At 72.9% G+C, this 10,894-nt stretch carries 8 protein-coding genes and 1 pseudogene; 3 read left to right on the top strand and 6 right to left on the bottom strand.

Annotation, left to right across the window (positions count from 1 at the left end; genetic code table 11):
* Positions 1-351: 351 nt before the first annotated feature.
* Complete coding sequence (gene trpS / locus ACO1BR_RS10325; RefSeq protein ID WP_426794713.1) at positions 352-1,410, top strand: tryptophan--tRNA ligase; 1,059 nt, start codon at positions 352-354, stop codon at positions 1,408-1,410.
* Positions 1,411-1,526: 116 nt separating this feature from the next.
* On the opposite strand, the gene proC is transcribed toward trpS, so the two are convergent.
* The 3 genes and pseudogenes from proC to ACO1BR_RS10310 all read right to left on the bottom strand — a co-directional run.
* On the bottom strand, positions 1,527-2,336 hold the full coding sequence (gene proC / locus ACO1BR_RS10320; RefSeq protein ID WP_426794712.1) for a pyrroline-5-carboxylate reductase: 810 nt from the start codon (positions 2,334-2,336) through the stop codon (positions 1,527-1,529).
* 156 nt (positions 2,337-2,492) lie between these two features.
* Entirely contained in the window at positions 2,493-3,368 is an 876-nt protein-coding gene (locus tag ACO1BR_RS10315; RefSeq protein WP_426794729.1) for an ABC transporter permease, read from the bottom strand.
* A 33-nt stretch (positions 3,369-3,401) separates the two neighbouring features.
* Positions 3,402-4,238 (bottom strand): annotated as a pseudogene (locus ACO1BR_RS10310) (ABC transporter ATP-binding protein); the annotation flags it as partial.
* Between the two features lie 269 nt (positions 4,239-4,507).
* Here ACO1BR_RS10310 and ACO1BR_RS10305 point away from each other — a divergent pair.
* Complete coding sequence (locus ACO1BR_RS10305; RefSeq protein ID WP_426794711.1) at positions 4,508-5,917, top strand: M1 family metallopeptidase; 1,410 nt, start codon at positions 4,508-4,510, stop codon at positions 5,915-5,917.
* A 109-nt stretch (positions 5,918-6,026) separates the two neighbouring features.
* Here the strand turns inward: ACO1BR_RS10305 and sigJ are convergent, their stop codons facing one another.
* From sigJ to ACO1BR_RS10290, 3 genes are all read right to left on the bottom strand, one after another.
* Positions 6,027-7,064, bottom strand: coding sequence for an RNA polymerase sigma factor SigJ (gene sigJ, locus ACO1BR_RS10300; RefSeq protein WP_426794710.1), 1,038 nt, complete (start codon positions 7,062-7,064; stop codon positions 6,027-6,029).
* Positions 7,065-7,319: 255 nt separating this feature from the next.
* The gene (locus ACO1BR_RS10295; RefSeq protein WP_426794709.1) at positions 7,320-7,868 is read right to left on the bottom strand and encodes a hypothetical protein; all 549 of its coding nucleotides are present in this window, start codon (positions 7,866-7,868) and stop codon (positions 7,320-7,322) included.
* Positions 7,869-7,928: 60 nt separating this feature from the next.
* Complete coding sequence (locus tag ACO1BR_RS10290; RefSeq protein ID WP_426794708.1) at positions 7,929-8,237, bottom strand: SH3 domain-containing protein; 309 nt, start codon at positions 8,235-8,237, stop codon at positions 7,929-7,931.
* A gap of 231 nt (positions 8,238-8,468) precedes the next feature.
* Between ACO1BR_RS10290 and ACO1BR_RS10285 the strand changes: the two genes are divergently transcribed.
* Complete coding sequence (locus ACO1BR_RS10285) at positions 8,469-10,868, top strand: protein kinase domain-containing protein (protein WP_426794707.1); 2,400 nt, start codon at positions 8,469-8,471, stop codon at positions 10,866-10,868.
* Positions 10,869-10,894: the final 26 nt, after the last annotated feature.

Below are 10,894 nucleotides of genomic sequence, written 5' to 3'. Positions count from 1 at the left end.
GGGGAATGAATTTCGGCATGCCAAATTCAGCCCCGCGAGGGTCCGTGCAGTAGTGGTGTGCCGCGAAGCGGCGGGATGGTTGTCCGGGGCCGTCGGCTCCGTGGCAACTCGGAGGACACTACACGAGGGGATGGGGTTCTTCAAACCTGTGCGGACCGGTGCGGGTGGTGGGTTGCCCGGGTAGGTTGGGGCGCATGACTGCGCATGTGCTCGTACAGCTGTGGTGGCCCGCCTGACGGCGGCCGTTCCAGCAGCGCATGCATGACCACGGCCGCCGCTTCGGCGGCCGTTCGCGTTTCCTCCTCTCGTAGCCGGCCGGCGCAGGCGGCGGTCCCGATGTGAGAGGGACGGATGAGCGAGATCGCAAGGCAGCCCAAGCGGGTTCCGGGGGCGGGCAGGGCCCGGGTTTTCAGCGGGGTGAAGCCGACCGGGCATCTGACGCTGGGGAACTACCTCGGGGCGATGCGGCGGTGGGCCGTGGCGGACCAGCACCGGTCGGAGGCCCTGTTCTGTGTGGTGGATCTGCACGCGCTGACCGTGGAGCACGATCCGGCGCGGGTCCGGCGGCTCAGCCGGCAGGCGGCGAGTCTGTTGCTGGCGGTGGGGCTGGACCCGGCGCTGTGCACGGTGTTCGTGCAGAGCCATGTCGACGAGCATGCGCGGCTGACGTACCTGATGGAGTGCACGGCCGGCGTCGGGGAGATGCGGCGGATGGTGCAGTACAAGGAGAAGAAGAAGGCCGCGTGGGAGGAAGGGGAGCGGGGCGGGGGGCGGCTGTCGTTGCTGACGTATCCGGCGCTGATGGCGGCGGACATCCTGGCGTACGGGACGCACGAGGTGCCCGTGGGAGAGGACCAGGCGCAGCATCTGGAGCTGACGCGGAATCTGGCGGAGCGGTTCAACCGGCGGTACGGGCGGGTGTTCGTGGTGCCCAGGGCGACGCATCCCCCGGTGGCCGCGCGGGTGATGGACCTTCAGGAGCCCACGTCGAAGATGGGGAAGTCGGCGCAGGTCAGGACGGCGGGGATCGTCTATCTGCTGGACGAGCCGGAGACGGTGCGCCGGAAGGTGATGCGGGCGGTGACGGACGGCTGTGGCGATGTCGTGTACGACCGGGGCGAGCGGCCGGGGGTGGCCAATCTGCTGGACGTGCTGGCGGCGTGCACGGGGGTGGCCGATCCGGCGGAGCTGGCCGGTTCGTACGGGTCGTACGGGGCGCTGAAGACGGACACGGCGGAGGCGGTGGTGGAGCTGCTGCGGCCGGTGCGGGAGCGGCATGCGGAGCTGGCGGCCGATCCCGGGTACGTCGATGCCGTCCTGCGGGAGGGGGCCGAGCGGGCTCGGGGGATGGCCCGGCCGCGGGTGGATGCGGCGTATGAGGCGGTGGGGTTGATGCCCGCGGGGGGTTAGGAGCGGGGGGGAGAGAGAAGCGGTCGGTGGGCCGGTCGGGGGCGGCGCGGCCCCGGGAGGGGTGGGGATCCCGGGGCCGGGCCGCTTGTGGCCGGAGTTTCGGTGCCGTTGGCGGGTCAGCCGTTGCCGGAGGCCAGTTCGCGGCTGCGATCGCGGGCGGCCTCCAGGGCGGCGAGCAGGGCTGCGCGCACGCCGTGGTTCTCCAGCTCGCGGATGGCGTTGATGGTGGTGCCCGCGGGAGAGGTGACGTTCTCGCGGAGCTTGACGGGGTGTTCGCCGCTGTCGCGGAGCATCACGGCGGCGCCGATGGCCGCCTGGACGATCAGGTCGTGGGCCTTGTCGCGGGGCAGGCCGAGCAGGATGCCGGCGTCGGTCATCGCCTCGACGAGGAAGTAGAAGTAGGCCGGGCCGGAGCCGGAGAGGGCGGTGGCGGCGTCCTGCTGGGACTCCGGGACGCGCAGGGTCTTGCCGACCGTGGAGAAGATCTCCTCGGTGAGGGTGAGGTGCGCGGCGGTGGCGTGGGTGCCGGCGGAGATGACGGACATCGCCTCGTCGACCAGGGCCGGGGTGTTCGTCATGACGCGGACGACCGGGGTGTTCGGCGCCAGCCGCTCCTCGAAGTACGCGGTGGGGATGCCGGCGGCGCCGCTGATGACCAGGCGGTCGGCGGGCACGTGCGGGGCCAGCTCGGTGAGGAGGGTGCCCATGTCCTGCGGTTTGACGGTGAGGATCAGGGTGTCGGCGGCCTTGGCGGCCTCCGCGTTGCTGACCGCTTCGACGCCGTAGCGGCTGCGGAGTTGCTCGGCGCGCTCCTGGCGGCGGGCGGTGACCAGCAGGTCGGAGGGTGCCCAGCCGCCGCGGATCATGCCGCTGAGCAGGGCTTCGCCGATTTTTCCGGTGCCTAGGACGGCGACCTTCTGGGTCATGCGTTCACCTCGCCGGTGGGGCCTGTTCGGTGGGGTCGGGTGGTGTGGCCATCCTCGCATCGTCGGCGGGTGGGGGGTGGTGCTGTCCACGGAGCGGGCGGTTCGGGCGGCGGGGCCGCGGTGGCGGGGCGGTGGCCCGCGCCCGGGTGCGGTCGGCTACGGCGTCCGCCGGCGGAGGGTGGCCGCGCCGAGGGTGAGGACGAGCAGCGCGCACGCCGTGACGATGAGGGTGTCGTGGACGAAGGCGGGGGTGGCGTCGGCGTGGTGGCGGACCTGGTCCATACCGTCCACGGCGTAGGACATGGGGAGGACGTCGGAGAGCGCTTTGAGGGCGGGCTGCATGGTGTCGCGGGCGGTGAACAGGCCGCAGAGCAGCAGTTGGGGCATCAGGACCGCGGGCATGAACTGGACGGCCTGGAATTCGGAGGCGGCGAAGGCCGAGACGAACAGGCCGAGGGCGGTGCCGAGGAGCGCGTCGAGGACCGCTACGAGCAGCAGCAGCCAGGGGGACCCGGTGACGTCCAGGCCGAGGAGGCCGATGGACAGGGCGGTGGCGAGGGCGGACTGGACGATCGCCAGCAGGCCGAAGGCGAGGGCGTAGCCGCCGATCAGGTCGGCCTTCCCCAGGGGAAGTGCGAGCAGGCGCTCCAGGGTGCCGGAGGTGCGTTCGCGCAGGGTGGCGATGGAGGTCACCAGGAACATCGTGATCATCGGGAAGATGCCGAGGAGCGAGGCGCCGATGCCGTCGAAGGTGCGCGGGGACGCGTCGAAGACGTAGCGGAGCAGGGCGATCATCGCGCAGGGGACGAGCAGCATCAGGGCGATGGTGCGCGGGTCGTGGCGGAGTTGGCGCAGGACGCGGGCCGCGGTGGCGGTGGTGCGGGCGGCCGAGGCGCGCCGCCCGGCCGGGCGGTCGGCGTCGGCGTCGGGGTCCGCGGCGGGGTCGGCGTCGGCGTCGGGGTCCGCGGCGGGGTCGGCGTCGGCGGCGGCAGTCGCGGGAGCGGGTGCAGGTGCAGGTGCAGGTGCGGGCACGGGAACCGCGTCGGCGGGGACCGTTCCCGCCTCCGTCGCCTCAGGGGTGTGGGGGTCCGTGGCCAGGTCGTGAGGGTCGGCGGCCAGGTGGAGGAACGCCTCCTCCACCGTGGCCGAGTGCGTCCGCGCGCGGAGGGATTCCGGGGTGCCCTCGGCCAGGAGGCGTCCGTCGCGCAGGAGGAGGAGCCGGTGGCAGCGGTCGGCCTCGTCCATGACGTGGGAGGAGACGAGGAGGGTGGTGCCGCGGGCGGCGAGGGTGTGGAAGAGGTTCCACAGGTCGCGGCGGAGGACGGGGTCCAGGCCGACGGTCGGTTCGTCGAGGACGAGGAGTTCCGGGTCGCCGAGCAGTGCGACGGCGAGGGAGACGCGACTGCGCTGGCCGCCTGAGAGGTGCGCGGCCAGGACGTCGGCGTGGTCGGTGAGGTCGACGTCCTCGATGGCGCGGGTGACGGCCGCCCGGCGTTCGGCGCGGGCGGCCGGGCCCGGCTGGAGCACGGCGGCGAAGTAGTCCAGGTTCTGGCGGACGGTGAGGTCGTCGTAGACGGACGGGGCCTGGGTGACATAGCCGATGCGGGGGCGCAGGCGGGGGTGGCCGGCGGGGGCGCCGAGGACGTCGAGGGTGCCGGCGACCTTGGCCTGGGTGCCGGCGATGGCCCGCATGAGGGTCGTCTTGCCGCAGCCGGAGGGGCCCAGGAGGCCGGTGATCTGTCCCTGGGGGACGTCGAAACCGAGGGCGTCGAGGACGGTGCGGCCGCCGCGGACGACGGTGAGGCCGTGGGCGTGGACGGCGAGGGAGAGGGCGGTCTCGGGCGGGTCGCCCGCGGTGTCGCGGGCACGGTCGCGGGCACGGTCGCGCGCGTAATTCATCATGCGGTGAATAGTGCGCCGCGGGCAAGCGGAGCGTCAAGACCCGGTTGCGGTGGCATGACGCCCCCTCCCTGGTGGGCAGCCATTGCACAGCCCCACGAAGTCCCCGGACGGCTCCACGAAGTCCCCGCACCGCTCCATCCGGCCCCGGCACGGCCCCGGACCGCTCGCACCGTAATCCACTGGAACGGGCGGTGAGCGACGTTGGGGCGGAAATGCCCGTAGGGTCGGGGAACTTGTGTCCGTTTTTCGTCCCGGCCCTAAGGAGTGCCGTGAACCGCCGCCCCCGCCGCTCCTGCGGCGCGACCGCCGCGCTGTCCGTAGCCCTGCTGCTGTCCTCCTGTACGGGCGGCGCGGCGACCGCCAAAGGGGCGGCGGGCAGCGGCGGAGTGGGCGACCCGCTCTTCCCCGCGCTCGGCAACGGCGGTTACCACGTCAGCCATTACGGGCTCGACCTCGACTACGACGTCGTCCGGCAGCATCTGGACGCCACCGCCGCGATCACCGCGAGTGCCGGCCAGGACCTGCGGTCCTTCCAACTCGACCTCCAGGGGCTGAAGGTGACCGGCGTGCGGGTCGACGGCCGGGCCGCGGACTTCAGCCGCAAGGGGCACAAGCTGACGGTGCGGCCGGCCGCCGGCCTCAAGAAGGGCGCGACGTTCCGTACGACCGTGGCGTACAGCGGCCGGCCGCAGGAGATGCAGGACGCGGACGGCGCGTGGGAGGGGTGGGTGAGGACCGGCCACGGCGCGTTCGTCTCCGGGGAGCCCGCCGGCGCGATGACGTGGTTCCCCGGCAACAACCACCCCAGCGACAAGGCCGCGTACGACTTCCGGATCACGGTGCCCAGCGGCTACACCGCCGTGGCCAACGGGGAGCTGCGCTCGAAGCGGGTCACCGGCGGGCAGACCACGTACGAGTGGCACAGCAAGGAGCCGATGGCCAGCTATCTGGCCACCGCCACCATCGGGAAGTTCGACGTCAAGGAGTCCCGTACGCCGCAGGGGCTACCGGTGTACGTCGCGGTGGACCCGACGGAGGCCAAGGCCAGCAAGGAGCCGCTGGCGCGGCTGCCGGAGATCCTCAACTGGGAGACCGGGCTGTTCGGCCCGTACCCCTTCTCGTCGGCCGGCGCCATAGTCGACCACACGCCGCCCCGGATCGACTGGATCGCGCTGGAGACCCAGACCAAGCCGGTCTACGCCGGGGCGCCGCGCGACATCACCGTGGTGCACGAGACGGCCCACCAGTGGTTCGGCGACTCGGTGACGCCGAAGACGTGGCAGGACACCTGGCTCAACGAGGGCTTCGCGACCTACACGGAGTGGCTGTGGGAGGAGCACGAGGGCGGCCGGACGCCGCAGCAGCAGTTCGACCAGCTCTACGACTCCGACGAGGACGACCCGCGCTGGGACTTCCCGCCGGGCGAGCCGGACGAGGCGTCCCAGGTGACCGCGACACCCGTCTACGAGCGCGGCGCGATGGTGCTCCAGCAGCTGCGGAACGCCGTCGGCGACAAGACGTTCTTCTCGATCCTCAAGGAGTGGCCCGCCAAGTACCGCCACGCCAACGCCGATACGAAGGACTTCATCGCCTTCTGCCAGGAGCGCACCGACGAGGACCTGACCGACCTCTTCGACGACTGGCTGTACGGGGAGGGCCGGCCGGACTGGGAGTACTGAGGGTCGGGGCACGGACTGACAGTCGGGGGTACGGAGGCCGGGGCACCGAAGGCGGCGCCCCCGCCCCCTCACTCCCCGGTCGCCCCCCTCACTCCCCGATCACTCCCCGTCACTCCCCGAGTTCCAAGTGCCCCAGCTTCTCCGGGTTGAGCACGGCGTCCACCTCCGTGATCCGCCCGTCGTGCACCGTGAAGGCGAGGACCCCCGGCGGGTACGCCCCCGTCAGGTCGGTGAAGACGACCCCGGTCGCACCGTTGACCTCCCGTACCGCCATCCGCATCGTCGCCGCGTCGAAGCCGCGGGTGAGCAGGCCCCATACGTAGCGGGCGACCTTGTCGCGGCCCAGCACCGGGCGGCGGGCCGCGGTGACCTTGCCGCCGCCGTCGGAACGCCAGACCACCTCGGGGTCGAGGGTCTCCATCAGCGCCGCGAAGTCCCCGCCCATCACGGCCCCCAGGAACGCCTCGACGGTGCGCCGGTGTTCCGTCGGGTCGACGGTGCGGCGCGGTGCCTCGGCACGTACCCGCTTACGGGCGCGCGAGGCCAACTGCCGTACCGCATCGGGGGTGCGGCCGACCGCGTCGGCGATCTCCGGGAAGGGGACGGCGAAGACGTCGTGCAGGACGAAGGCGGTGCGCTCGGCGGGAGTGAGCCGTTCCAGGACGGTGAGCAGTGCCATCCCCACGGACTCGTCGAGGGTCACCCGGTCCTGGGGATCGCCCGGCGCGGCGGAGCCGCCGGCCCCGCCGCCGAGGGCACCGCCGGGCGCACCCCCGCCGCCGTCCAGCAGCGGCTCCGGCAGCCACGGCCCCACGTACAGCTCCCGGCGGGCGCGCGCCGAGCCCAGCAGGTCGTAGCAGATCCGGCTCACTACGGTGGTGAGGAAGCCGCGCGGGCTCGCGATCGGGGGCTCGTCGGGCAGCGCCTGCCAGCGCAACCAGGCTTCCTGGACGGCGTCATCGGCGTCGCTGACCGTTCCCATGATCCGGTACGCGACGCCCCACAGCCGGGCCCGGTGCTCCTCGAACTGCGCCAGCCGCCGCTCGTCCCGCGCCCCGTCCGGCCGCCCTCCCGCCGTACCGCCTTCCCGCTCCCCCGCTGTACCGATCCCCTGCTCCCCCGCTGCGCCGTTCCCCTGCTCCGCCATCGCGCGCTCCCCGCTCCCCGCTCTCCCGTGACGCCTGCCCGGCCACCGCACCGTGCACCGGCGGCCATCGCCCTTGGGACGACGCGGCGGCCCGAGGTGTGACAGGAGGACGACGCGGCGGCCCGAGAGGTGACGGCCCGAGAGCCGACAGTACGACGGAAGCCCGGCGGTTCGGGAGGGAAGGGGCCCGCCCCTCCCGATGCCGGTCAACTCCCGCCGTTTTCGCCGTTTTCGCCGTCATCGGCGCCATCGCCGTTAGCGGCGCTTCTTCCCCTTCGGCCGCGCCTTCTTCGCCGCCGGGTTGCCTGTACGGGCCTCGCGGCGGCGGGCGTGGCGCTCGCAGGCCGCGTCGTGTTCGGCGCGGTGGAGCTTTTCCCCGGGCGCCTCGATCAGACTGCGGCAGAAATAGGCGAGCAGCGAGCCGATGAACCCGATGAGCATCAGGCTCTGGGCGGATTTGTCGGCCGCGCTCTCGGACGCCGGATCGGGCCGCCGTACGAAACCGTCCCAGGTGCGGCGGAAGGCCAGCGCGCTGCACACCGCGAAGCCCACCACGACCAGGATGCTCACGAGCGGGCCGACGGCGGCGGTGTCCAGCCCCTGGAACGCGAAGCGCAGGACCAGCGCGCCGGCCGCGGCGAGCGCCAACGAACCGACCGCGACGCCGGCCCGGCGCAGCGCGTAGCCGCCGTCGTGGTGGACCCAGGTGGTCCCGAAGAAACGGATCTCCTCCGGCTCCGGACCGCCGCCCTCGGGGCCGCGCGCCGGGCCGTCCGGGGACGTCGTCTGCCGCTCGTCGCTCATGGCATCGATTATCCCCGGGGCGGGCCGCGTCCCCGAGGGCGGCGGTCCCGCCTGCCCCGCTCAGCCCACGCAGCTGGGCGCGACCATGCCGTCACTGCCCGTGTGGACGTAGGTGTCGGAGACGTACTCGCCGGGCGCGATGTTGTCCCAGATGTCGGAGGTGCCGTACGGGCCGCTGACCCACTGGCCGTGCTGCTGGCAGCGGATCTCGACCCGGGCGCCCGCCGACAGCCGCCGCACGACCGGGCTGTCGGTGCCGGGGCCCTGGCGGACGTTGACCTGGTAACCCGGCGCGATCGGATACGTCACGCCGCCGGCGAGGGCCTCGCCGACCGGCTCGGCATAGCCCTGGAAGTCCTGCGTGGTCATTTCGTGTTCCCCCCGTTGATGGATGTTGTTGGCAGATCCGGTGACGGTTCCGGTGAGAGTTCCGGTGAAGGCTTCGTGCCGGATACCGCTGCCTGCCGTTTGACCGGTAGTCATTCGGCAACCGCACCGCGCACGCTAGCAAGCCTCGTTCGTCTCGTACGACTAATCGACTAGGCTCCGCGCGTCGCACCTGCGACCTGATGTGCTGGGGAATGACTCGGGGGTGGAACGATGCCGCCGCTGCGCGATTCCGGGATCGGCCCGGAAGCGGAGCGTCCGGAATACGCCGGGCAATACCGCCTGGAGACGCGGCTGGGCGCAGGCGGAATGGGCGTGGTCCACCTGGCCCGCTCCTCCTCCGGGCTGCTGCTGGCGGTCAAGGTCGTTCACGCCGAATTCGCCCAGGATCCGGAATTCCGGGGGCGGTTCAGGCAGGAAGTGACCGCCGCCCGGCGGGTCAGCGGGGCCTTCACGGCACCGGTCGTGGACGCCGACCCGGAGGCCGAACGGCCCTGGATGGCGACCCTGCACATTCCCGGCCCGACCCTTTCGCATCAGGTGAAGCGGAATGGCCCGATGGCTCCCGCCGAGGTTCGCCAACTGGCCGCGGGGCTCGCCGAGGCGCTGCGCGACATCCATCGCGCGGGCGTCGTCCACCGCGACCTCAAACCGGGAAATGTGCTGTTGGCCGCCGACGGCCCGAAGGTCATCGATTTCGGCATTTCGCGTCCTTCGGACAGTGAAATGCGCACCGAGACCGGCAAGTTGATCGGCACGCCGCCCTTCATGGCACCCGAGCAGTTCCAGCGCCCGCGCGAGGTGGGCCCGGCGGCCGACGTGTTCGCGCTCGGGTCGGTGCTGGTGCACGCCGCCACGGGGCGCGGCCCGTTCGACTCGGAGAGCCCGTATCTGGTCGCGTACCAGGTGGTGCACGACGACGCGGATCTGTCCGGCGTACCGAAGGAGCTGGTACCGCTCGTCGAGAGCTGCCTGGCGAAGGACCCGGCGGACCGGCCGACACCGGGTGCCCTGATGGAACTGCTCCGTACGGACACGTCGATGGTGGTTCCCGCGACGCTCCCGATGCCGCCCACCGACACGGGCGTGGATACGGAGAGAGGCACGGACCCGGGCGCGGTGGCAGCCGCATCCGCAGCCGCCGGCACCAGCACCAGCACCGGCACCGGCACCGGCACCCGAATACCCGGTCAGCGGCAGCCCGTTCGCGACGCGTCCACCCCGCCGCGAGCCGAAGCCACGCACGTACGGGCCCGCACGCCGGAACTCTCCACCGCCCCCGAGCCGCCCCGTGAGACCGCGGCAGCCCGTGAGACCGCCCCGTCCCACACCCCGGACCCACCCGCCGGCACCGGCAACCCCGACCCCGGCCCCTCCCCGTCCGGCCGCTCCCGCCGCCGCCTCATCTGGGCCGCCCTGGCGCTGGCCGCCACCGCCGTCGGCGCGGTCGCCGGCGTCCGGGCCCTCACCACCGACGCCGACACCGACCCGGCCCTCCAGACCCGCGCCCAGAACGCCCCGCGCACCGCCTTCCACCCCTGGCGGACCACGCTCGTCAAGCGCCCCGCCGGCTACGCCGCCGAGATGCCGTTCTGCACGTCCGGCGCCGGCGGCCTCTTCTGCGGGCAGTCCGGGCTGCTCGCCTCCCGCATCGACCCGGACACCGGCACGGCGGCCTGGCAGCACAAAGCCGACACCACACACAAGCCCGCCGTCTCCCCCACCGCACCGGTCCTCTCCGGCGGCCTGCTCTACGTCTTCTCCCCCGACGCCAGTCAGCTGCTGGCGCTCGACCCGTCCGCGCACGGCAACGGCGCCACCCGCTGGAGGAAGGACCTCACGTCCTACCAGGGCGGCGCCGTCGTCGTAGGCGACCGCATCCTGCTGTCCTCCGGGGACGGCACGGTCACCGCCCTGGACAGCACCACCCACCAGGAGCGCTGGCGCAAGCGCTTCCCCGGTCACCGGCTGCCCGTCTTCACCGCTTACGGCGACCCGCACACCGCCTACGCCGCGGAGGCCGTCCCCGACGGCCGCACCCCCACCACCCAGGTCACCGCCATCAACCCCTCCGACGGCACGATCCACTGGTCCCACCGCCTCCCCGGTTCCCTCGCCCTCGCCGGAACCGGTTCCTCCGGTGCGCTCTACCTGACCGCCACCGACCCCACCTTCGTCAACTCCACCACCGGCGTGGTCCGTTACGACCCCGGCACCCGGCAGGTCCGCAAACTCCCGCTCGCCGCGCCGCTGCGCGGGGTGGCCGCCGTCGTCCGCGGCGAAACGGTCTACCTCCTGGCCGAGGGCGGCGCCCTCCAGGCCGTCGGCGCACGCACCTGGGACACCGAGACCTCGGTCAGCCGCGGCTCGGCCCCGATAGTCAGCGGCGACCGCCTCTACTTCACCGCCGCGGACGGCCGCCTGATCGCCGTCGACACCACCTCCGGCGCCCTCCTCGGCCAGACCCCGCCCCGCCTGGCCGCCGCCCGCCACAACGGCTTCCTCCAGTCCCTGCCCGCCCCCAGCCTCGACACCGCCCGCGACCGGATCTACGCGGCCTCCCCGGACGGCACGGTATTCGGCGTGCCGACGGGGGACCCGCGGCGGTGGTGAGGAGTGGCCGTCCACCGACTCCCACC

Source organism: Streptomyces sp. YGL11-2, assembly GCF_050054615.1.
Taxonomy (GTDB): domain Bacteria; phylum Actinomycetota; class Actinomycetes; order Streptomycetales; family Streptomycetaceae; genus Streptomyces.
This window is presented reverse-complemented; position numbering and strand designations above follow the sequence as displayed.

Coding starts and splice junctions, on each gene's coding strand:
- trpS (WP_426794713.1), top strand. CDS start 352: ATGAGCGAGATCGCAAGGCAGCCCAAGCGGGTTCCGGGGGCGGGCAGG.
- proC (WP_426794712.1), bottom strand. CDS start 2,336: ATGACCCAGAAGGTCGCCGTCCTAGGCACCGGAAAAATCGGCGAAGCC.
- sigJ (WP_426794710.1), bottom strand. CDS start 7,064: ATGGCGGAGCAGGGGAACGGCGCAGCGGGGGAGCAGGGGATCGGTACA.
- ACO1BR_RS10285 (WP_426794707.1), top strand. CDS start 8,469: ATGCCGCCGCTGCGCGATTCCGGGATCGGCCCGGAAGCGGAGCGTCCG.
- ACO1BR_RS10295 (WP_426794709.1), bottom strand. CDS start 7,868: ATGAGCGACGAGCGGCAGACGACGTCCCCGGACGGCCCGGCGCGCGGC.
- ACO1BR_RS10290 (WP_426794708.1), bottom strand. CDS start 8,237: ATGACCACGCAGGACTTCCAGGGCTATGCCGAGCCGGTCGGCGAGGCC.